This is a genomic window from Amycolatopsis jiangsuensis (assembly GCF_014204865.1).
In the GTDB taxonomy this organism is placed as follows: Bacteria; Actinomycetota; Actinomycetes; order Mycobacteriales; family Pseudonocardiaceae; genus Amycolatopsis; species Amycolatopsis jiangsuensis.
Genome location: NZ_JACHMG010000001.1, coordinates 1197831 through 1219515 on the forward strand (window position 1 = coordinate 1197831; position 21685 = coordinate 1219515).

The following is a 21685-nucleotide window of genomic DNA, read 5'->3' on the forward strand; positions in this document are numbered from 1 at the left end:
ACCGAGGGTTTCAGCGGGATTTCATCGGGTCGCCGCATACTTCTCCGGCTGGATCGGACGGGATGTGAAGGGATGGCTGTGGGGGTATACAGCGTGGCTCCGCGGACCGCGAAACTGCTGAAGAGCCGAAACCTCGTGCTACGGCCTCAGAGCCGTACGCTCGCGATGATCTGCGTTTCAGACGACGGGACCAACGTCGGCGGGGTGGAGAAGTCGCCACTGTCGAAAGCCGCCTGGGACCGGCGCACGCCCTGGCAAAGCTACTACCGCCGCGTCGGCCACACCGACATCGACTACTGGCGCGGCGGCGCGCGAAACGTCACCTACCAGCGGCTCGAGGTGGGCAGCGAAAGCATCGATGACGCCATCGACGCCATCTTCTCGCTGTTCCACTTCGGCGACGTCCTCGCCGCCCGGGAAAGGGAATCCGGCCGGTCCGGGAGCTACCTCGCCACGATGGACCCCGGCTACGCCGTCCAGTTCGCCGATCTCGAACTCCCGGCAGGGATCACCCGCGCCGGCGAGAACCGGGTCCGGTTCACCAACGTCGCAGTCGCCTACTTCCGTGGTGAACCCGTGACCGAGACCTTCGTGGACGCGGACGACCGGTTGTACCTCCCCGGCGGAGAGGAGCCCTGTCAGCTGGTTCGCGAGCGGTGAACCCGGTCAGCCGCCGTCCGGCTCCCGTGCCGGTTCAGAGGTCGAGTGCGGCACGCAGGGCGATGTCGATCTGCTCCTGCACGTCCTGGTCGATCTCGGCGATGCGCTCGGCGAACCAGGGCCGGTAGAGCCGGGTGAGGTTGAGCGTGGACACCCAGTACCGGGCGTCGATGGCGACCCCGAGAATGTCCTGCGGATCGCGGTCGAGCAGTTCGGTGCCGAGCAGCCAGGGGCGCTCGGACTCGTTCACGCCGTCCGAGGACAGCAGCACCACGGTGCGCTGCCGGGCCGCCTCCGTCGGCGGGTGGTACGCCCAGACCTCACCCCTGCGCACGCAGGTCCTTTTCCGCCGCCGTGCGTTCGGTTTCGTCCGCTTCGGCCGCCGGCGCGGCCAGTGCCTGCTGCGGGGTGTATCCGGTGCGGACCGCCTCGCGCCGCGCTGCCTTGGACAGCCAGGACGAGACCGAAATGCCGTGCGCCTTGGCGGCCCGCTCGGCGAACTCGAGCGCCCCGCTGTCCAGCGAAAGGGTCACTTTGCGTGTTGCCATACCTTTTACCGTACCAGTGACCGCACCACCTGGCGGCGATACGAGGTCACAGCGTGGGTGAACGGCCCTCGAACGGGGTGGACAGCACCACCGTGGTGCGGGTGGACACCTTCGCCGCCTCCCGGATCCGGCGCAGGAGATCCTCCAGGCCCAGCGGAGAGGCCACGCGCACCAGCAGGATGTAGGACTCGTCGCCGGCGACCGAGTAGCAGGACTCGATCTCGGTGATGTGCTGGATCCGCTGCGGGTAGTCGTCCGGGGCGGCCGGGTCGTTCGGCGTCAGCGAGATCAGCGCGGTGAGCGGCAGGCCGATCTGCTCGCCGTCCAGCCGCGCGGTGTAGCCGAGGATGACGCCGCGCTGCTCGAGCCGCCGCACCCGCTGGTGCACCGCCGACACCGAAAGCCCCACCCGTTCGGCCAGATCGGTGAAGCTGCGGCGCCCGTCCGCCGCGAGCTCCTGCACGATCGACTGGTCAAGGGGCTCCAGCGGGCCGCTCATGAGTCCAGCACGACAAGCTCGTGCGGCCGCGTGTTCACCGCCTCCACCCCGGACTCGGTGACGACCACGATGTCCTCGATGCGGGCGCCCCAGCGGCCCGGCTGGTAGATGCCCGGCTCGATGCTGAAGGCCATGCCCGGCTCCAGCGGCAGCCCGTTGCCCGCGACGATGTAGGGCTCCTCGTGCACGTCCAGGCCGATGCCGTGGCCGGTGCGGTGGATGAAGTACTCGCCGAACCCGGCGTCCTCGATCACCTCGCGGGCGGCGGCGTCGATCGACTCGGCCGGGACGCCGGGGCGGACCGCGTCGACCGCGGCCTGCTGCGCGCGCTGCAGCACCCCGTAGGTTCCGGCGACGTCGGCGTCACGGGGCTCGCCGACGGCGTAGGTGCGGGTGGAGTCGGAGTTGTAGCCCTCGGCCACCGGACCGCCGATGTCGATCACCACGACGTCTCCCCGCTCGATCACGCGCTCGGACACGTCGTGGTGCGGGCTCGCGCCGTTCGGGCCGGAGCCGACGATCACGAAGTCCGCGTGCGTGTGCCCCTCCGCCACGATCGCCGCGGTGATGTCGGCCCCCACCTGCGCCTCGGTGCGGCCGGCCCGCAGCCACTCCCCCATCCGCGCGTGCACGCGGTCGATCGCCGCGCCGGCCGCGCGCAGGGCGTCGACCTCCGCCGCGTCCTTGCGCATCCGCAGCTCACGCACGACCGGGCCGGCCAGCGTCAGTTCGGCGTCGCCGAGCACCGCGCGCAGGGCGAAGGCGTGCAGCGCCGGGGTGAAGTCACTGACCGCGACCCGGCCGGGCTTGCCGAGCCGGTCGGCGACCAGCCGGTACGGGTCGACGCCGTCGACCCAGGTGAGTACCTCGACGCCGAGCTCGGCGGTGGGCACGTCGGCGTAGCCGGGTGCCTCCAGTTTCGGCACCACGAGCGCGGGCGTGCCGTCCGCGGGCACCACGAGCGTCGTCAGCCGCTCGAACGATCCCCCGGCCTGGCCGAGCAGGTACCGCAGGTCGGAACCGGGCGCGACGAGCAGGGCGTCGGTGTCCGCGGCGGCGGCGGCCTTCGCGGCACGGTCCAGCCGCGCACGGAGGGCGGCGGCGTCGGGGGCAGGGGTGTGGAGGGATCGGCGCGACATGCCCGGAAGCCTAGCCGGAGGCCTCCGGACCGGGACACTCGCCGCGCGGCGAGCCGGCTTGTCCGGACCCCGTCCGTGGCACCTGCCGCGCTGCCCGTCCTGGAGGCGTTCTGCGGCTTGGGCCGCGCACGTCGGGCGAGCGAGCGGGCTCGGCAGGCCCCTCGCGCTCGGACGCGTGCTCCGACGGCGAGCCCGTCTCCGCCGCGGCGATCCGGCGCACCTCGTCCGGCGCCGGCGGTCCGGCGCGTCGGACGAGGTGCCGGAGCGGGCATGGCAGGCTGGGCGGGTGACCGGACCACTCGCCCTGCTCGACTCCGCGAGCCTGTACTTCCGTTCGTTCTACGCGTTGCCGGATTCGATGACCGCGCCCGACGGGACGCCGGTCAACGCGGTGCGCGGGTTCACCGACACGCTGGCGCGGATCCTCACCGACCGCCGGCCGTCGCGGCTGGTGGCCTGCCTGGACGCGGACTGGCGGCCGAAGTTCCGCACCGATCTGCTGCCCAGCTACAAGGCCCATCGGGTCGCGGTGGCGGAGCACGGCGGGTCCGGGGCGGCCGACGTGGAGGAGGTGCCCGACACCCTCACCCCGCAGGTCCCGATCATCCTGGACGTGCTGGCGGCGTTCGGGTTCGCGACCGCGGAGGCGGCAGGCTACGAGGCGGACGACGTGATCGGCGCGCTGGCCACGCGCGAGCGCACGGACGGGGTCGAGGTGATCACCGGCGACCGGGACCTGTTCCAGCTGGTGCGGACCGAGCCGACGCCGGCGGCGGTGGTGTATGTCGGCCGGGGCTGGGCGAAGGCTGAGGTGCTCGGCCCGGCGGGGATCGCCGAACGCTACGGCGTGCCGGTCGAGCACGCCGGGCCCGCGTACGCGGACATGTCGGCGTTGCGCGGGGATCCCTCCGACGGGCTGCCCGGGGTGGCCGGGATCGGCGAGAAGACGGCGGCGAAGCTGATCACGCAGTTCGGTTCGCTGGACGAGCTGGTGGCCGCGGCGTCGGCCGGCGATCCCCGGGTGCCGTTGAAGACGCGGCTGCGCCTCACCGAGGCCGCGGACTACCTCGCGGTGGCGCCGACGGTGGTGCGGGTCGCGGTGGACGCGCCGGTCGAGCAGTCCGGCCCGGACGCGGTGCCCTCGGCGCCCGCCGATCCGGACCGGGTCGCGGAGCTGGCCGAGCGCTGGAATCTCGGCCGGTCCGTCGAGCGGCTGCTGGCGGCGCTGCCGGGGGCGTGAGTCCGCTGAGGCGTGGATCCGCGCAGAAGTGCGTTCCGCACCACGGCCGTTGCGCGGTACGGAACAACGCGTCGGCGCGGCTGAGCGCGCCGGGGTCCGCACCGGTGATCCGGCCCGCGAGCGCGAGCGTCGCGGGCCGCCATTCGCCGAGGTAGAGCATGGCGAGGGTGTCGACGTCAAGCGCCAGGTCCGCGGCCGCGCCGGTGCGTTCCACACCGTCCGGGCCGATGCGGTAGCGGCCGGTGTTGTCCGGCAGCATGCGGTCGGCCACGTCGAGGACGACGGGGTCCGCGGTGCCGTAGGTGCGGGCGGCCAGCGCGGCGGGTACGTCGACGAGCCGGAGCCACAGCTCGTCGCCGACCGAGACGGTGCGGGCGCGCCGGGAGTCGGTGAGCAGCACGCCGACCTCCTCGTCGACCGGACGGCCCGGTGCGTTGACCGTGGCGAGGAGGTCGACCGACAGCAGGAACCGCCACAGGCCGGCCACTGCCGCGTCGTCGGCCGTGACGAAGTCCTCCGCTTCCAGCAGCGCGCCGTGGTTCGGGTCCAGATGGTCCCGCTGGGGCACGGTGCGGAAGACGGCGAAGCCGTCGGGGACACCGGAGTCGCCGGGGCCGGTGTGGACGGCGAGGCGGTAGCCCTCCAGGTCCAGCTTCCGGCTGTAGGAGACCTCCCACCACCGTGCCGGCCGGGCGATCATGCCCGGCCGGCGCAGGCCGATCCGCTCGTGAATCGCGGAAGCAGTCGCCGTCGCCTCTGCCCCGTCGAGTACGTGCACTGTGCCGGGTGCAGTGGCACCATCACGCAGGCGGGCCGGCAGCTTCGCCCGAATCGTGGCGGAGCGGGTGGCGACGCCGTAGCCGAACCGGCCGTAGATCACCGCCTCACTCGCATGCAGGCCCGCGACCGGGTAGCCGCGTTCGGCGAACTCGTGCAGCTGGGTGTCCATCATCGCGGTGAGCACGCCGCGGCGGGTCCAGTCCGAGCGGACCGCGACACCGTCGACGGCGGCCATCGGCAGGGTCGCGCCGCCCGGCAGCACGATCGTGCTGGGAATCGAGCTGGCGACGCCGACCGGCAGCTCGCCGGCGAAGGCCCCGGTGGTCCCGTCGGCTGCCCAGAAATCCGTGATCCTGGCCCACCGCTCGTCGGTGACCGGGTTCCGGTGCAGCGCCCGTTGCAGGACGTCGTACACCGGCCGTCGTTCGGCTTCGGTGATCGGCCGCACCGTGTAGTCGCTCATTCGCGCATCCCCTCGGGTCGGTGGGTTCCGGTCAGAAGAAGCTGCCGCACCATGGTGATTCCGGCGTGCTGAACAGGAGGTCCGCGGCGGCCGGGGCGGCGGGGTCGAGGACCTCGATCCGCCCGGCGGCAGCGAGCGCGGACGCACGCCAGGTCCCGAGGTAGAGCGTCGCGAGCGCGTCCGTTTCCAGGCGCAGCGCGGGTTTCTCGTCGGTCCGGCCGACGGTGCCCTGGCCGACGAGGTAGCGGCCGTTGTTGGCGGGCAAAGCGCGGTCGTGGACCTCGAGCACCACGGGGGCGACGGGTGGGTAGCTGCGTGCGGCCAGCGCCGCGGGCACGTCGACCAGGCGCAACCAGGTCTCGTCCTCGGCGCCTTCGGATTTCACGGTGCGGGGGTCGCTGAACAGCAGCGCGGCCGGTTCGTCGAGCGGACGGGCCAGCAGCGCGATCTCGTCGACCAGGTCGACCGACAGCAGGAACCGCCACAGCCCGGCGAACGCCTCGGCGTTCGCGTAGTGGAACGCGACGACATGCACCTTCCCGGACTCGCGGTCGACGTGGTAGACGAGATGGCCGTCGTCGCCTTCGGGGCCGCAGTGTACGGCGGTGCGGATCAGCTTCGACATCCTGCGGACGCCGTTTTCGTGCCCTGCCCAGAACGCCGCGGACCGGGTCATCACCCCGGGCCGGCCGGGCTCGGACGCGGTGTACAGCTCGGGCCAGCGGGAAACCGCTTCGTCCAGGTCGTGCACGCGCACCTCGCCACCGGACGGCGTTTCCGGGCGCAGCCGGGCGCGGTGCCGGTCGACCAGCATGTTCCGGGCGTAGGTGGCGATGCCGTAGCCGTAGCGCCCGTAGATGGTGCCCTCGGTGGGCCGCAGCGTCGCGGCGACGACTCCGCGTTCGGTGAAGTCGGCCAGTTGCGCGGTCTGCAGGTCGGTGAGCACGCCGCGTCGGGTGTGACCGGCGCTGACGCCGATGCCGGTGACTGCCGCGAGCGGGACTTTCGCTCCGCCCGGGACCACGAGTTCGGAGTCGAACGAGCGCGCGGTGCCGATGAGGCCGGGCCCGAACGCGCCGAGGCCGCGCTCCTCCTGGTGGGCGGCGACGGCGCGGTCCCATTCCTCGTCGGTGCCGGGTGCCACGTGCAGCGCGGCCCGGAACAGGTCCCAGGCCGCGCGGTGCTCGTCGGTGCGCAGAAACCGGATCTCGTGGTCGCTCATACCCCGATCATCGCCGGAAAGCGACGGGCGGGGCCACTGGATTCACCGGCGGGCGGCGGTGCTCATCGGGCCGTGAGCGGCGGTGCTCACTGGGCCGCGGCGGGCGGGGACACCTCGTAGTTGCCGTCGTTGCCCTTGACCGCGATCGGCACCTGCTGGGGTTTGCCGTCGATGGTGGCGGTGCACTCGAACTTCGCGCCGTCCTCGACCTTCTGCTCGGCGGGGCAGGTGACCCCGCTGACGCCATCGATCTTGTAGGTGTCGGTGAGCAGCTTGGCGACGTCGGTCTGCATCTGGGTGTTGTTGAAGACCTCGGTCTTGAAGAAGCCGGGCGCGACGAACCCGAGGATCGCCACCACGACGACCACGACGACCAGCGCGCCGATCCCGGCGAACAGGCCCTTCTTCGACTTGCCCGTGGGCTCCGGTTCACCGCCGGGCCGGCCGTAGTCGTACTGGCCCGGCTGCTGCTGCGGTCCGCCCTGCGGGTAGCCGCCGGGCTGGCTGTAGCCCTGCTGCTGGTTCGGGTCGTAGCCCTGCTGGTTCGGGTCGTAGGGCTGGCCGTAGGGGTGCTGCTGCGGCGGTGGCTGCTGGCCCCACTGCGGCGTCTGCGGGGGTGGGGTCTGCTGCGGGTAGCCGCCGTACTGCGGCTGCTGCTGCCCGTACTGCGGGGGCTGGTAGGGCTGCTGCTGCGGTCCGCTCTGCGGATAGGCGCCACCCGGTTGCTGGCCGTACTGCGGCTGCTGCCCGTACTGGGGCTGTTGCCGCGGGTCGTTGCCGCCATACGGCGTGCTCATCGTTCGCCTCCGCCTTTACTCGCCTGCGTCGTGCGCGATCCAACCACAGGTGCGGGCCGAGCACACGCGACCACGCACACGGTGTCCGCCCGCGCCCGGCACGGTGCCCTCGAACTCATGCGCCGCCGGCCGCGACGACCCCGCGGCGCAGGGCGCGTACCGCCTCCGCGGCGGTGCCGCCGACCGGGTCGGCCTTGCCGAGCACGTCCCGTACCTGGTCGAGCAGGTCGATGACCTGGCGGCACCAGCGGACGAAGTCGCCCGCGGACAGTTCCTGGCCGTTGGTCTCCGCGGCGGTCAGCACCTTCTCCAGGGATTCGCCGCGGGCCCAGCGGTAGACCGGCCAGGCGAACCCGGCGTCGGGTTCGCGGGTGCGTTCGAGCCGGTGCCGTCGTTCGTCCTCGGTCAGCTCGACCCACAGCCGTCCGGTTTCCTGCCAGGCGGCCGGGACGGCGCCGCCGGGCAGCCGCGGTTCGCCCGCGGTGTCCCGGCGTGCCTCGAACACGAGGGTGGACACGACCGCGGCCAGTTCGGCCGGGCCGAGGCCGGACCAGACGCCGTGGCGGATGCATTCGGCGGCGAGCAGGTCGGATTCGCTGTAGAGCCGGGCGAGCCTGCGGCCGTGTTCGGTGACCCGGTCCTCTCCGGTGCCGGGCCCGAGGTAGCCGCGTTCGCCGAGCAGCCGCAGGATCCGGTCGAACGCGCGGGCCAGGGAGTGGGTGGTCGCGGCGACCTTGCGTTCGAGCTGTTCGGTCTCGGTGACCAGCCGCTGGTAGCGCTCGACCCAGCGCAGGTTGGCCTCGCGTTCGGCCAGACCGTGGCACGGGTGGGCGCGCAGCGCCCGGCGCAGCGAGGCGAGTTCCGCGTCGTCGCCGGTGCCGGTGCGGCGGCGTTGCCGCCCCGGTGTCTCGATTCCGGCGTTGCGCAGGGACGAGGCGATGTCGCGGCGGGTCTTCGGGGAGCGCAGTTCGACGTGCTTGGGCAGCCGGATCCGCCCGAGTGGTGCGACCGGGGCCGGGAAGTCGGCCACCGACAGCGGCCCGGACCAGCGGTCCTCGGTGACGACGACGGGGCGGGGTTCGCGGATCGGGTCGAGCCCGGGGTCGACGACCACGGCCAGTCCGGCGCGGCGGCCGGCGGGGACGGCGATGACGTCGCCCTTGCGGAGCTTCTCGAGTGATTCGGCGGTGCCCGCGCGGCGTGCCGCGGTGTTCTGCCGGGCCAGGGTCTTCTCGCGGGCGGAGATCTTTCCCCGCAGCTCGACGTACTCGAGCATCTGGTCGAAGTCGCCGGTGACCGCGTCCGCGTAGCCCTTGAGGGCTTCGGAGTTGCGCTCGATCCGGCGGGCGGTGCCGACCACCGACCGGTCGGCCTGGAACTGCGCGAACGACTGTTCCAGCAGGTCGCGGGCGGCGTCCGCACCGACCTGCGCGACCAGGTTCACGGCCATGTTGTAGCCGGGACGGAACGAGGACCGCAGCGGGTAGGTCCGGGTGGAGGCCAGGCCGGCGACCGCTTTCGGGTCGACGCCCGGTTGCCAGGCCACGACGGCGTGCCCCTCGACGTCGATGCCGCGGCGCCCGGCGCGGCCGGTGAGCTGGGTGTACTCACCGGGGGTGAGATCGACGTGGGCTTCGCCGTTGTACTTGACCAGCCGTTCCAGCACCACGGTGCGGGCGGGCATGTTGATGCCGAGCGCGAGGGTTTCGGTGGCGAACACGGCCTTCACCAGCCCGCGGACGAACAGCTCCTCCACGGTTTCCTTGAACGCGGGCAGCAGGCCGGCGTGGTGGCCGGCGATGCCGCGTTCGAGGGCTTCGCGCCATTCCCAGTAGCCGAGCACGCCGAGGTCGCCTTCGGGCAGGTCGGCGGTGCGCTCGTCGACGATGCGGCGAACCTCGTCGATCTGCTCGGGACTGTTGAGGCGCAGGCCGGAGCGCACGCACTGGGCGACCGCGGCTTCGCAGCCGGCGCGGGAGAAGATGAACACGATCGCGGGCAGCAGCCCGGCGGTGTCGAGGCGGTCGACGACGTCGACGCGGGACGGCGGGCGGAACCGGGGGCCGCGCTGCGGGGCGCCGCGGCGGCCGCCACGGGGGCCACGAGGTCCACCGAAGGCGGGGGCGTACCGGCCGAGGTCCTGGGTGCGGCGCAGCAGGGACGGGTTGATCCGCAGCTGCTCCCCCGGGTCGGCTTCGTTCTGCCCGGCGAACAGGTCCAGCAGCTGGTTGCCCACGAGCATGTGCTGCCACAGCGGCACCGGCCGGTGCTCGTCGACCACGACGGCGGTGTCACCGCGGACCTCGACCAGCCATTCGCCGAACTCCTCGGCGTTGCTGACGGTGGCCGACAGCCCGACCACGCGCACGTGTTCGGGTAGGTGCAGGATCACTTCCTCCCAGACCGCGCCGCGGAACCGGTCGGCGAGGTAGTGCACCTCGTCCATCACCACGTAGCCCAGTTCCGGGATGGCGGAGCTGCCCGCGTAGAGCATGTTCCGCAGCACCTCGGTGGTCATCACGACGACCTGGGCGTTGCCGTTGATCGAGGTGTCGCCGGTGAGCAACCCGACCGCGTCGGTGCCGTAGCGGGCGGCGAGGTCGGTGTACTTCTGGTTCGACAGCGCCTTGATCGGGGTGGTGTAGAAGCATTTGCGGCCCTCGGCCAGCGCGAGGTGCACGGCGAACTCGCCGACCACGGTCTTGCCGGCCCCGGTCGGAGCGCACACCAGCACGCCGTGCCCGTCTTCGAGGGCTTCGCAGCCGCGGACCTGGAAGTCGTCGAACTCGAAGGAAACCTCGCCGGCGAACCGGGTCAGCTGGGGGTACTTGCCGCGGCGCCGCGAGACCGCGTAGGCCTCGGCCGGTGATGGTGAAGGGCTAGTGGCCACCCCGTCAGGGTTCCACACGACCCGGCCGGTGCGCACCCGGTGTGCCGGCGGGCCTCAGCGGGAGCCGACGACGGTGAGGGCCGCCGGGACGCACGTCGCTTCCGCCGGGGCGGTGCCCTGGTCTTCGCCGTCGGCGAAGGCGGGCCAGCCGGGTGCCTCCAGGCGCAGGGTGCGGGTGCGCAGGGTGTGCACGGAGGGGTGGCCGACGTGCTGCCCGGTGCGCAGGGTGGGCAGCATCCGCAGGAGCCGCGAGCGGCCGGCCGCGCCGATCACGGTGACGTCGAGGAGGCCGTCGTCCGGGGTGGCGGACGGGCAGATCGGGATGCCGCCGCCGTAGTACGGGGTGTTGCCGGCGGCCACCAGCATGGCTTCGAGTTCCAGGGTGCCCTCGTCGGTGTGCAGGACGATCGGGCGGGGCCGGAACGCGGCCAGTTCGGTGAGAATTGCGAGGTCGTAGCGGCGTGGCCCGGTGGGCCAGCGCAGCCGGTTGGCGCGGGAGTTGACGGCGGCGTCGAATCCGCTGCACAGCACGGTGGCGAACCAGGTGTCGCCGAGCCTGCCGAGGTCGACGCGGCGGCGGTGACCGGCACGAAGTGCGCGGGCGAGGTCGTCGGTGGCGGCGCGGGGGTCGGCGGGGACGCCGAGCGCGCGGGCGAGGTCGTTGCCGGTGCCCGACGGCACGAGACCGAGGGCCACGTCGTGTTCGGCGCAGAACTGCACGCCCTGGTGTGCGGCACCGTCGCCGCCGAGCACGATCAGCACGTCGAGGCCTTCGGCATGCGAGGACCGCATCAGCGCCCGGGATTCCTCGACGCTGGTCGCGGTGAGCACGTCCAGCCGGTCGACCGCCGGCCGCAGCCGGGCGGCGACGGCTTCCGCGACGCGCGCGGCGGCGCCTCTCCCGGAAGCCGGGTGCACGGCCAGTGCCGCGTGCAGACCCACGGATCAGGTGATGTCGTCGGTCGAGCGCGCGGACGGCCCGGACGCGGCGGGTTTCTCGTCCTCGAGCGTGCTGGGGGTGTAGTCGAACGGCGCGGCCTCGTCGTCGGCCAGCTGGTCCCAGCCCTCGTCGGCGCGCACCTTGTCGAGCTTGCGGTCGTGGAAACGGGCGATCTGGATGGAGATCTCGAACAGCAGGGTCAGCGCCGCGGCCAGGCCGAGCATCGAGAACGGGTCGGAGCCGGGGGTGGCGAACGCGGCGAACACGAACAGCGCGAACAGGATGCCGCGGCGCCATTTCTTCAGCTGCTGGTACTTGAGCACGCCGACCCGGTTGAGCATCACCACGAGCAACGGGAGTTCGAAGCTGACCCCGAAGATCACCAGCAGGCTCAGGATGAACGAGATGTACTTGTCCGCGGTGAGCGCGGTGACGAACTGGTCCTGGCCGAACCCGGCGAGCAGGGCGAGCGCGTGCGGGACGAGCAGGTAGGCCAGCACCGCGCCGGCGGCGAAGAGCACCGAGGCGAAGCTGACGAAGACCGTCGCGTAACGGCGTTCCTTGGAGTAGAGACCGGGCGCGATGAACGCCCAGATCTGGTAGAGCCAGGCCGGGGAGAGGAGGACCGCCCCGGCCGCGACACCGACCTTCAACCGCACCATGAACGCCTCGAACGGCACCGTCTGCAGCAGTTTGCAGCCGCCGGAGTTGCCGTCGAACCGCTGCTGCGCGGGAATGGCGCAGTACGGGCCCTTCATGATGTCGCCGAGTGACGGGATCACGCCGAGGTGCTGCTCGAACCAGATGAACCCGAAGATGCCGCCGACCACGACGAACAGCAGAGCCCAGCCGAGCCGGCGGCGGAACTCGTAGATGTGCTCGATGAGCGTCATCGTGCCGTCGGGGTTGGCCCGTCGGCTGCGCCGGCGCCGTCGCGACGACCGGCCGCCGTTGCCAGTGCCGCTGCCGTTGGCGGATTCCGCCACAGGGTCGTTCCGTTCTCGTCGTAGCCCTGCGGAGCGCGCCGGGGAGGGCGCGCTCCGTGGACCGGGAACCGGGGGAAGAGGGGTCGGTCAGCTCGCGTTCTTCTGCGGCTGGCCGTCGGCCTGCTGCTTCTTCATCTCGTCGAGCTGCCGCTGCAGGTCGGCGACCTGCTGGTCCTGCGCCGAAGACGCCGGGGTCGCGGAGGCGGGCGGGATCTGGCGGGTCTCGACTGGTTCGGCGGCGGCGTCGCCGTCCTTCTCCTGGCCGGAGAGGTCCTTCGTCTCGGCCTTGAAGATCTTCATGGACTTGCCGATGGACCGGGCGGCGTCGGGCAGCCGCTTCGCTCCGAACAGCAGAACCACCACGAGCACCAGGATGATGAGATGCCACGGCTGCAGCGCGTTCATGGTCGTCTGCCCTCCTTCTCTGGGGTCAATCCCGATGGTACTGGGTGCGCGGCGCTCCGCGGCGTTGTGCCACGGCCAGCCGCAGGGCCGCGGAGCGGGCGCGGAGAAGCCCGGTCCGGTCCTGGGTGACCGTGTTCACCATGCTCACCGTGTGACGGAGGCGGCGCAAGACTCTGAATGTCCGTACGAGGAGCATGACCAGCAGCAGCAGGCCCGCGGCGAGCAGCACGACGGTCGGCAGGTACGGCACGGCGTCACCTTAACGGTCGGAGGTGGACGTGAGGTGACGGGCTCGCGCCACCGCGGCGGCGGCCCGGCGGTGGACCGCGTCGGCGAGCTCCCGCGGGCTTTCCACCAGCGCTTCGCCGCCGAGGCTGAGCACCAGCCGCACCATCCAGGGCTCGTCGCTGTAGCGCATGCCGATGCGCAGCCGTCCGCCGTCGAGCTCGGCCAGCTCCTCGCACGGGTAGTACTCGGCGACCCAGCGTGCGTCGGGGTCGAGGACCAGGTGCGCGACCCGCTGATCGGGACGGGCGGAGAACACGCCGTCGGACAGGTCGCTGCGCCGGGCGTGGGCGGGGGGCGCGGCGGGCTCGTCCAGCACGGTCAGCCCGTCGATCCGGTCGAGCCGGAACAGCCGAACGTCCTCGGCCCGGCGGCACCAGGCTTCGAGGTAGCCGACGGCCTGCACGATGACCAGCCGCATCGGGTCGACCGTGCGTTCGGTGATCTGGTCCTTGGACGCGGTGTAGTAGCGCATCCGCAGGGCACGGCTTTCCTGCAGGGCACCGGCGACGGTTTCCCGGGTGCGGGCGGCGCGGGCGCCTTCGCGGACCCCGCCGCCGACCACGACGCCGGCCGGGCGGGCCTGCCCGGCCGCGTCCTCGATCTTGGCGGTGGCCCTGCGCACCGCGTCACCGTCGGCGACGCCCGGGGTTTCAGCGAGCGCGCGCAGCGCGACCAGCAGCGCGGTGGCCTCGCTCCCGGTCAGCCGCAGCGGGCGGTTCATCCCGGCGTCGTGGGTGACGACGATGGTGTCGCCCTCGAAGGACAGGTCGATCAGGTCGCCAGGGCCGTAGCCGGGCAGCCCGCACATCCACAGCAGCTCGAGGTCCTTGCGCAGCTGCCGGGGCGTCACGTCGAAGTCCTGCGCCGCCTCGTCGATCCGGATCCCGGGGCGGGCCAGCAGGTAGGGCACCAAGGCCAGCAGGCGGGGCATCCGCTCCCCGGAGCCGCTCACCGGCCGCTCCCCCGCTCGGCGCGGGCGAGCACGGCCTCCTGGCGGTGCAGCACGGCTTTGGCCAGCACGTCCGGCTCCAGCACGAGCACGTCGGGGCCCTGCGCGGCGAGCCAGTCCGCGGCCGATTCGGGGAAGGACAGGCCCAGCTCGACCACGTCGCCTTCCTCGCCGCCCGCGACGTCCCGGCCGACGATCTCGCCGCGGCGGCGCACCCCGGCGGCCCGGCCGTCGGCCACCCACAGCCGGGCCGTGGTGACCGGGGACGGTTCGTCGCCGCCGGTGACCGACACCAGCTGCAGCAGGTTGATCCCGTCCGGGCGGCTGACCGCGCCTGCCGGGCCGAACGGGGTGACGCGGCCGGTGACGCGGGAGAGCCGGAAGCAGCGGGTGGCGTCGCGGTCACGGTCGTGCCCGACCACGTACCAGCGGGCCCGCCAGGACACCACGCCCCAGGGCTCGAGGGTGCGGATGCGCCGCTCCGGGGAGCCGCTGCGGCGGTACTCGAACCGCACCGCCTGCCCGGCCTGCACCGCGGCGAGCATCGGCCCGAACGCGGGTTCGGCGCGGACCCGCGGTTCGATCACGGTCGGGGCCTGGTCGTCGACCTCGACGCCGGCCGCGCGCAGTTTCACCAGCGCGCCCTGGGCCTGTCCGGTCAGCTCGGGTGAATCCCACAGCCGCACGGCGAGCCCGACAGCCGCGGCTTCGTCGGGGGCCAGGTCGATTTCACCCAGCTCGTAGTCCCGGCGGGCGATGCGGTAGCCCTCGACCGGGTCGAAGGCGGAGGTGCGGCCGGTCTCCAGCGGGATGCCCAGCTCCCGCAACTCGGTCTTGTCGCGTTCGAACGTGCGCAGGAAGGCGTCGTCGCTGGCCGCGTCCGCGTATCCGGGCACGATTCCGCGGATCCGCTCGGCGGTGAGGTACTGCCGGGTGGACAACAGGGCCAGCACGAGGTTGACCAGCCGTTCGGCGCGTGCGGTGGACACCTGACGACTGTAGCTCGCACGCCCGGGCACGATCGTGAGGTCCGGGATACGCGCGTCGGAACGGGCCTAGCCTTGGCGGTATGACTGATCGAGTTCTTCTGGTGACCGGTGCCTCCCGCGGGATCGGCGAGGCGACCGCGCGGCTGGCGGCCGGGTCGGGTTTCCGGGTGGCGCTGGTGTCCCGCCGCGCGGAGTCGGTGTCCGCGCTGGCCACCGAGCTGGGCACCGACCGTGCGCTGGCGCTGGGCGCGGACGTGGCGGACTGGGCGGCGATCTCCGGCGCCGTGGCGGCCACGGTGGAGAAGTTCGGCCGCCTCGACGCCGTGTTCGCCAACGCCGGCTCGATGCTCGGGACGTCGTTCTTCGGCACCGAGGGCGAGGATCCCGAGCGCTGGCGTGACATGGTCCTGACGAACGTCTACGGCGCGGCGATCACCGCCAGGGCGGCGCTGCCCGAGCTGGCTCGCACCGGCGGGCACCTGGTGCTGACGGGTTCGGTCGCGGGCCGCCACATCCGCCGCGCGAGCCTGTACTCGGCGACGAAGTGGGCGGTCACCGGGATGGCCGGGGCGATCCGCGAGGAGGCGGTGGGCACCGGCGTGCGGGTGACGCTGGTGAACCCTGGCATCGTGGACACCGAAATGATCACCCGCGAGATGCGGGCGAAGCCGAAGCTGGCGGCCGGCGACCTCGCGCGCGCCGTGCTCTACGCGCTCGACCAGCCGGCCTCGGTGGACGTCAACGAGATCGTGGTGCGCCCGACCGGCCAGGAACGCTGACGTCGCGCCAAGGGACGGTCAGAAGGCGAGCCGGGCGAGCCTGCCGTCGACGCCGCTCGCCCAGCAAGCACCGGTGCCGGTGCAGTCGACCGTGTCGAAGCTGCCGGAATCGAACTGCGTCCAGCTGCGGCCGCCGTCGCGGCTGAAATCGCTGCCGCCCGGGCCGACGGCGAAGACGGTGCCGCCGCGCCAGGCGAGGCCGGAGCGGTATCCGGCCGGGTAGCGCGGTGGGGTGTGCCAGCTACGGCCGCGGTCACCGCTGAGCGCCACGGCCGGGCCGGGTGCGTCCGGGGTGGCGTAGTCGCCGCCGATCGCGACGCCCTGCCGCGGGGTCCGGAACGCCACGGCGAACACCCCGGCGGACGCGCTGCTCGGCAACGGGGTGTCCGCGGCGATCCAGTGCCGTCCGCCGTCGCCCGAATGCAGCACCCGCGCCCGTACACCACCGCCGGTGGCCAGCCACGCGTCGAACGGACCCGAAGTGCTCACGCATTGGCCGCTCGCGGCGAACCCGGCTTCCGCCGGCAGCGCGGGCGGGAACGCGCTGCCGGGAAGCTGCCGCCAGCTGCGGCCACCGTCAGAGGTCGTCTGCATGCGGAACCGGCCGTCGACCGGATCGCTCATCGCGAGGCCGCGCCACGGATCGAAGAAGGCGAGGCAGTCGTAAAACGCGGCCGGGTCCGGATTGGTGAAGGTCTGGCGCCAGTGCGCGCCGGCGTCATCGGTGCGGTAGATCCGGGAATCGCCGCCCGGCCCGATCGAGAGCACCACCGCACGACCGGCGCCGAACGCCTCGATGTCGCGGAACTCCAGCTCACCGGTGCTGGGCGGACCGACCGAGGCCCAGCTGCGTCCGCCGTCGACGGTGCGCAGCACGGTGCCCTCGGTGCCGCTCGCCCACGCGACCCGCGCGCTCACCGCCGACAGGCCACGCAGCTGCGCCTGCACGCCGGTGGGCGTGAGCCGCCAGGACGGAAGGCCGGTCGCCGCGGCGACCCCGGTCAGGGCCACCGACAGCACCGCGAACAGGACGAGCACCACCCGCAACGGACGCATGTGCCGATCCTGCCGCATCGCCCCGCCGACTTTCGTCGGTCACAGCGAGCTGATCAGCCGCTCCACGCGTTCGTCCACGGCCCGGAACGGGTCCTTGCACAGCACGGTGCGCTGGGCCTGGTCGTTCAGCTTCAGGTGTACCCAGTCCACGGTGAAGTCCCGCCCGGCGGCCTGCGCCGCGGCGATGAAGTCGCCGCGCAGCTTCGCCCGGGTGGTCTGCGGCGGGGTGTCCTTCGCGGCCTCGATCTCGCCGTCGTCGGTCACCCGCTTGACCAGGCCCTTGCGCTGCAACAGGTCGAACACGCCGCGGCCGCGGCGGATGTCGTGGTAGGCGAGGTCGAGCTGCGCCACCCGCGGGCTGGACAGGTCCAGATCGTGCTTGGAACGGTAGCGCTCCACCAGGCGGTGCTTGATCGCCCAGTCGATCTCGGTGTCGATGGTGCTGAAGTCCTGCCGTTCGACCGCCTCCAGCGCGCGGCCCCACAGCTCCACCACCCGCTCGTTGGCCGGGGTCGAGCCGTTCTCCTTGAGATGCTGCACGGCACGGGCGTGGTATTCCCGCTGGATGTCCAGCGCGGAGGCTTCCCGCCCGCCGGCCAGGCGGACCTGGCGGCGGCCGGTGAGGTCGTGGCTGATCTCGCGGATCGCGCGGATCGGGTTGTCCAGGGTGAAATCGCGGAACTGCACCCCGGCCTCGATCATCTCCAGCACCAGGTTCGCCGAGCCGATCTTCAACATGGTGGTCGGCTCGGCCATGTTTGAGTCGCCGACGATCACGTGCAGCCTGCGGTAGCGCTCGGCGTCCGCGTGCGGCTCGTCGCGGGTGTTGATGATCGGCCGCGAGCGGGTGGTGGCGCTGGAGACACCCTCCCAGATGTGCTCGGCCCGCTGGGACAGGCAGTACACCGCGCCGCGCGGGGTCTGCAGCACCTTGCCCGCCCCGCAGATCAGCTGGCGGGTGACCAGGAACGGCAGCAGCACGTCGGCGATCCGGGAGAACTCCCCGGCCCGGGTGACCAGGTAGTTCTCGTGGCAGCCGTAGGAGTTGCCCGCGGAGTCGGTGTTGTTCTTGAACAGGAAGATGTCGCCGCCGATGCCCTCGTCGGCGAGCCGGCGCTCGGCGTCGGTGAGCAGGTCCTCCAGGATCCGCTCACCGGCCTTGTCGTGCGTGACCAGCTGGGTCAGGTCGTCGCATTCCGCGGTCGCGTACTCCGGGTGCGAGCCCACGTCGAGGTAGAGCCTCGAGCCGTTGGAGAGGAACACGTTCGACGAGCGTCCCCACGAGACGACCCGCCGGAACAGGTAGCGCGCGACCTCGTCCGGGGAGAGCCTGCGCTGACCGTGGAAGGTGCACGTGACCCCGAACTCGGTCTCGATGCCAAAGATCCGCCGCTGCATGTCCCCAGAGTAGGCGCTGCGCCCCCTCCGCCGGTGCGCCGTTCGGGCGTCGACACGCGGTCGGTACGTTGCGTTGGGTGAGAAAGTGCCACAAACCGGTCGCCGCGGGCGGCCGGAACCCGTTCGTACGGCGGGATCGCGCGACCGCGTTGTCCCGTCTCGGCGAGGCTTTTCGCCAGGTGGGAGACGGTGACCGCGCGCTCGTCCGGCGCAGCGCGGCGCTGCCGCGGACCCGCGCCGACGACGTCCTGTCGCTGGTGTCCCGCAGTGCGGACAAATCCCGGCTCTGGTGGGGCGTGGCGGCGGTCCTCGCCGTCCGGAAGGGACCCACGCGACGCGCGGCGCTGCGCGGGGCCGCGGCGATCGCCGGTGCGAGCGCCGCGGCGAACCTGGTGGGCAAACCGCTGCTCCCCCGCCGCCGCCCGGCCGAGGACGAGGTGCCCGAGCACCGCAGGCTGCGCCGCCGGCCCAGTTCGTCGTCGTTCCCGTCCGGGCACGCCGCCTCGGCGGCCGCGTTCGCGACGGCGGTCGCGATGGAGTCGCCCCGCGCCGGGCTCGCGCTCGCGCCGCTGGCCGGGCTCGTGGCCTACTCCCGCGTGCACACCGGGGTGCACTGGCCCAGTGATGTCGGTGCCGGACTGGCGATCGGTGCCGGCGCGGCCGCGCTCACCCGGCACTGGTGGCCCCTGCACCCGGATCTGCGGGCGCGTACCGCGCACCAGGCGCAGGCGCCGCTGATGGTCGACGGCGAGGACATGCTCGCGCTGGTCAACCCGCATTCCGGGGTCAACGGGCAGGATCCGACCGAGGACGTCCGCTACGCCTGGCCCAAGGCGACCCTGCAGTACCCGGACTCCGACCGTGACCTGCGCGAGCAGCTCGCCGACGAGATCGACGCGCGCGGCACCGTGCGGGCGCTCGGCGTGGCCGGCGGCGACGGCACCGTGGCCTCGGTCGCCTCGGTCGCCGCCGAACGCGGGCTCCCGCTCGCACTCATCCCCACCGGCACGCTCAACCACTTCGCCCGCGACGTCGGGGTCCGCTCGATGCCCGACGCGGACGCGGCCACCGAAGGCGGCCACGCCGTCGGGATCGATCTCGGCGAGGTCGAGATCAGCGGCGCCGACGGACCCGCGCACCGCTGGTTCGTCAACACCGCGAGTCTCGGCGGCTATCCGGAAATGGTGCGGTTGCGGGAAAAACTCCAGGAAAAGCATCCGAAGTGGCCGGCCGCCGCGCTCGCGCTCGCCCGGGTCCTGCGCCGGGCCAAACCGCTGCGCGTGGAGCTCGACGGCGCCGAGGCACAGATCTGGCTGCTGTTCGTCGGCAACGGCACCTACTCACCCAAGGGCTTCGCCCCGTCCCGGCGGCCCGCGCTCGACACCGGCCTGCTCGACGTCCGGTACCTGCGTGCCGACCTGCCCTACTCACGGGCCCGGTTCCTCCTCGCGATGATCACCAACAGCCTGCACGCCAGCCACGTCTACCAGCAGCACGACCTGCCGGAGCTGCACATCCGGCTGCGCGACGGCCATCGCCGGGTCGCCACCGACGGCGAGGTGGGCCCGCTGGGGCGGGAGTTCCACTTCCGTTCCCGCCCGAGTGCGCTCACCATCTACCGCAACCCCGACCCGTCCGGATGAGCGCACCCTGGCGGAAAACTTTTCGCCAGGGCCTGTCCATCCGGGCGGCCGCCGTTCGTAGCAGGTACGTGCGGCCACCCGGGCGGCACCACCGGACAAGGAGCCTGACATGAAATACCTGCTGCTGATCCACGCCTCCGCGCTCGAGGACAACGGCAGCCCGGCCGGCTGCGAACCGGCCGACTGGATGGCCTACGAGAAGGAAGTCCGCGACGCCGGCGTGTACGTCACCGGGGAATCCCTCGCCGACCTCGTCACCGCCACCACGGTCAAGATAGGCGCGGACGGGCAGCGCTCGATCACCACCGACGGCCCGTTCGCCGAAACCCGCGAACTGCTCGGCGGGTTCTACGTCCTGGACGTGCCCGACCTCGACGCCGCGCTCGACTGGGCCGCCCGCTGTCCTGGCGCCCGCGACGGTGCGGTCGTGGTCCGGCCGATCGCCGAATTCCCCGGCTGATGTCCGGACCGGACGCGCACGCGTCCACGGCGGCCGTGTTCCGCGAGGAGCACGGCCGCCTGCTCGCCGCCCTCACCCGCCGGTTCGGCGACCTCGACCTCGCCGAGGAAGCCGCCGCCGAAGCCATCGAGACCGCCCTCGTGCGATGGCCCGCCGACGGCGTCCCGCCCAATCCGGGCGCCTGGCTGATGACCACGGCCCGCCGCAAAGCCGTCGACCGGCTCCGCCGCGACCAGGCCTACGCGGCGAAACTGGCGCTCCTGCAAGCCGAACTCGACCGGTCCGGCGCCGCGGCACCCATCCGCGGCGAACTGCCCGACGAGCGTCTCCAGCTGTTCTTCACCTGCGCCCATCCCGCCCTCGCCGCGGAGGACCGCCTGGCGCTCACCCTTCGCTGTCTCTCCGGGCTCACCACCCCCGAAGTGGCCCGCGCGTCCCTCGTCCCCACCGCGACCATGGCGAAACGCATCGTCCGGGCCAAGAACCGGATCCGCGTCGCCCGCATCCCGTTCCGCGTCCCCGGCGGCGACGAACTCGCCGAACGGCTGCCCGGCGTGCTGCAGGTGCTGTACTCGATCTTCACCGAGGGCTACGCGGCCAGCTCCGGCCCGCACCTGCAACGCCTGGACCTCGCAGAGGAAGCCATCCGGCTCGCCCGCATTCTGCACAGGTTCCTGCCGGGCGAACGCGAAACCGCCGGCCTCACGGCGCTACTGCTGCTCGTACACGCCCGCCACCGCGCCCGCACCGGCCCCGACGGCGTTCCGGTCCTGCTGGAGGACCAGGACCGCACCCGCTGGGACCAGGACCTGATCGCCGAAGGCCGCGCCCTCCTGCGGTCGGCGGTCACCGCCGGCCCGGCCGGCCCGTACACCGTCCAAGCCACCATCGCCGCGCTCCATGACGAAGCCCCCAGCGTCACCCACACCGACTGGGCCCGCGTCGTCGCGCTCTACGACGTCCTCACCGCCCTGACGCCGACACCGGTGGTGGCACTCAACCGAGCGGCCGCGGTGGCCATGCGCGACGGGCCCGCCGCAGGACTGGCCCTCCTCGACGACCTGGCCGGCGAACCCCTCTTCCGCGACTACCACCCGTACACCGTCGCCAGGGCAGACCTGCTCGAGCGCCTGGACCGCCACACCGAAGCCGCCGAGGCCTACCGCCACGCCCTGGATTCCGCGGGCACCGAACCGGAACGCACTTTCCTGCGCCGCCGCATCAGCGCCCTCAACGCCGGATCGGACTGAAACCCGACCCGGCAGCACGGACCTGATCCTCGGGCACTCCCTCGGCGGGCTCGGAAGTGGCCGAGTTCCTCACCCGCCAACGCGAATGGACCCTCGAACAGCTCACCCACGCTGGCACCCGAAAGCCGTCCGGCACGAACACCGCGCGCTCACCCACTGGGATGCCGGCACCGTCGGGCTGGTGCGCGACCACCACGGCCCCGCGCCGTCCCACCCGCCACTACGTCACTGGTCTTACTCGGCGACTGGCTCCGCAGGTAAGGCCCCGCAGCCCCGGCCACCGGGTCCGAAGCCTCGCCCCACA

At 72.6% G+C, this 21685-nt stretch carries 21 protein-coding genes and 1 pseudogene; 6 read left to right on the forward strand and 16 right to left on the reverse strand.

Annotation, left to right across the window (positions count from 1 at the left end; genetic code table 11):
- Window positions 1-165 precede the first annotated feature (165 nt).
- A complete protein-coding gene (locus BJY18_RS05300) occupies window positions 166-660 on the forward strand; it encodes a hypothetical protein (RefSeq protein WP_184778166.1) in 495 nt (164 codons plus the stop codon).
- A 34-nt stretch (window positions 661-694) separates the two neighbouring features.
- Here BJY18_RS05300 and BJY18_RS05305 read toward each other — a convergent pair whose 3' ends face one another.
- The 4 genes from BJY18_RS05305 to BJY18_RS05320 are packed head-to-tail and all read right to left on the reverse strand — an operon-like array spanning window position 695 to window position 2846.
- The gene (locus BJY18_RS05305; protein ID WP_184778168.1) at window positions 695-994 is read right to left on the reverse strand and encodes a hypothetical protein; all 300 of its coding nucleotides are present in this window, start codon (window positions 992-994) and stop codon (window positions 695-697) included.
- Window positions 981-1208, reverse strand: coding sequence for a hypothetical protein (locus BJY18_RS05310; protein ID WP_184778170.1), 228 nt, complete (start codon window positions 1206-1208; stop codon window positions 981-983). Before BJY18_RS05310 ends, BJY18_RS05305 begins: the two co-directional genes overlap by 14 nt.
- Window positions 1209-1254: 46 nt before the next feature.
- Entirely contained in the window at window positions 1255-1707 is a 453-nt protein-coding gene (locus BJY18_RS05315) for an Lrp/AsnC family transcriptional regulator (RefSeq protein WP_033287500.1), read from the reverse strand.
- The gene (locus BJY18_RS05320) at window positions 1704-2846 is read right to left on the reverse strand and encodes a M24 family metallopeptidase (protein WP_184778172.1); all 1143 of its coding nucleotides are present in this window, start codon (window positions 2844-2846) and stop codon (window positions 1704-1706) included. The genes BJY18_RS05315 and BJY18_RS05320 overlap by 4 nt, the downstream gene beginning before the upstream one ends.
- 286 nt (window positions 2847-3132) lie before the next feature.
- Between BJY18_RS05320 and BJY18_RS05325 the strand changes: the two genes are divergently transcribed.
- Window positions 3133-4086: a 5'-3' exonuclease gene (locus BJY18_RS05325; protein WP_184778174.1), complete on the forward strand. Its 954-nt coding sequence runs from the start codon at window positions 3133-3135 to the stop codon at window positions 4084-4086.
- A 37-nt stretch (window positions 4087-4123) separates the two neighbouring features.
- Here BJY18_RS05325 and BJY18_RS05330 read toward each other — a convergent pair.
- From BJY18_RS05330 to BJY18_RS05375, 10 genes and pseudogenes are all read right to left on the reverse strand, one after another.
- Window positions 4124-5329, reverse strand: a pseudogene (locus tag BJY18_RS05330) (GNAT family N-acetyltransferase); the annotation flags it as partial.
- A gap of 31 nt (window positions 5330-5360) precedes the next feature.
- Entirely contained in the window at window positions 5361-6551 is a 1191-nt protein-coding gene (locus tag BJY18_RS05335; protein WP_184778176.1) for a GNAT family N-acetyltransferase, read from the reverse strand.
- An 86-nt stretch (window positions 6552-6637) separates the two neighbouring features.
- Window positions 6638-7348: a DUF4333 domain-containing protein gene (locus BJY18_RS05340; protein ID WP_184778178.1), complete on the reverse strand. Its 711-nt coding sequence runs from the start codon at window positions 7346-7348 to the stop codon at window positions 6638-6640.
- A gap of 115 nt (window positions 7349-7463) precedes the next feature.
- Window positions 7464-10238 carry a DEAD/DEAH box helicase gene (locus BJY18_RS05345; RefSeq protein ID WP_184778180.1) on the reverse strand — a complete coding sequence of 925 codons (2775 nt, stop codon included), beginning with the start codon at window positions 10236-10238 and terminating at the stop codon, window positions 7464-7466.
- Window positions 10239-10292: 54 nt separating this feature from the next.
- On the reverse strand, window positions 10293-11180 hold the full coding sequence (locus BJY18_RS05350) for a diacylglycerol/lipid kinase family protein (RefSeq protein ID WP_184778183.1): 888 nt from the start codon (window positions 11178-11180) through the stop codon (window positions 10293-10295).
- 3 nt (window positions 11181-11183) lie between these two features.
- The gene (gene tatC / locus BJY18_RS05355) at window positions 11184-12164 is read right to left on the reverse strand and encodes a twin-arginine translocase subunit TatC (protein WP_184778185.1); all 981 of its coding nucleotides are present in this window, start codon (window positions 12162-12164) and stop codon (window positions 11184-11186) included.
- 87 nt (window positions 12165-12251) lie between these two features.
- Window positions 12252-12569: a Sec-independent protein translocase subunit TatA gene (tatA, locus tag BJY18_RS05360; RefSeq protein ID WP_184778186.1), complete on the reverse strand. Its 318-nt coding sequence runs from the start codon at window positions 12567-12569 to the stop codon at window positions 12252-12254.
- Between the two features lie 25 nt (window positions 12570-12594).
- A complete protein-coding gene (locus BJY18_RS05365) occupies window positions 12595-12819 on the reverse strand; it encodes a bacteriophage holin (protein ID WP_184778189.1) in 225 nt (74 codons plus the stop codon).
- Between the two features lie 9 nt (window positions 12820-12828).
- Window positions 12829-13809, reverse strand: coding sequence for a helix-turn-helix transcriptional regulator (locus BJY18_RS05370; protein ID WP_184778191.1), 981 nt, complete (start codon window positions 13807-13809; stop codon window positions 12829-12831).
- Window positions 13806-14795, reverse strand: a complete 990-nt coding sequence (locus BJY18_RS05375; protein WP_184778192.1) for a helix-turn-helix transcriptional regulator — start codon at window positions 14793-14795, stop codon at window positions 13806-13808. Before BJY18_RS05375 ends, BJY18_RS05370 begins: the two co-directional genes overlap by 4 nt.
- Window positions 14796-14875: 80 nt before the next feature.
- Here BJY18_RS05375 and BJY18_RS05380 point away from each other — a divergent pair, with 80 nt between their 5' ends.
- A complete protein-coding gene (locus BJY18_RS05380) occupies window positions 14876-15574 on the forward strand; it encodes an SDR family oxidoreductase (protein WP_184778194.1) in 699 nt (232 codons plus the stop codon).
- Window positions 15575-15592: 18 nt separating this feature from the next.
- Here BJY18_RS05380 and BJY18_RS05385 read toward each other — a convergent pair whose 3' ends face one another.
- Window positions 15593-16621, reverse strand: coding sequence for a WD40/YVTN/BNR-like repeat-containing protein (locus BJY18_RS05385; RefSeq protein ID WP_221458617.1), 1029 nt, complete (start codon window positions 16619-16621; stop codon window positions 15593-15595).
- A 48-nt stretch (window positions 16622-16669) separates the two neighbouring features.
- Window positions 16670-18028 carry a Pup--protein ligase gene (gene pafA / locus BJY18_RS05390; RefSeq protein WP_184778198.1) on the reverse strand — a complete coding sequence of 453 codons (1359 nt, stop codon included), beginning with the start codon at window positions 18026-18028 and terminating at the stop codon, window positions 16670-16672.
- A 179-nt stretch (window positions 18029-18207) separates the two neighbouring features.
- On the opposite strand from pafA, the gene BJY18_RS05395 reads away from it, so the two are divergent.
- The 3 genes from BJY18_RS05395 (at window position 18208) to BJY18_RS05405 (ending at window position 21381) form a co-directional block, all read left to right on the forward strand.
- Complete coding sequence (locus BJY18_RS05395; RefSeq protein ID WP_312874090.1) at window positions 18208-19671, forward strand: bifunctional phosphatase PAP2/diacylglycerol kinase family protein; 1464 nt, start codon at window positions 18208-18210, stop codon at window positions 19669-19671.
- Window positions 19672-19780: 109 nt separating this feature from the next.
- Entirely contained in the window at window positions 19781-20131 is a 351-nt protein-coding gene (locus tag BJY18_RS05400) for a YciI family protein (protein WP_184778200.1), read from the forward strand.
- Window positions 20131-21381, forward strand: coding sequence for an RNA polymerase sigma factor (locus BJY18_RS05405; RefSeq protein ID WP_184778202.1), 1251 nt, complete (start codon window positions 20131-20133; stop codon window positions 21379-21381). The genes BJY18_RS05400 and BJY18_RS05405 overlap by 1 nt, the downstream gene beginning before the upstream one ends.
- Window positions 21382-21685 lie beyond the last annotated feature (304 nt).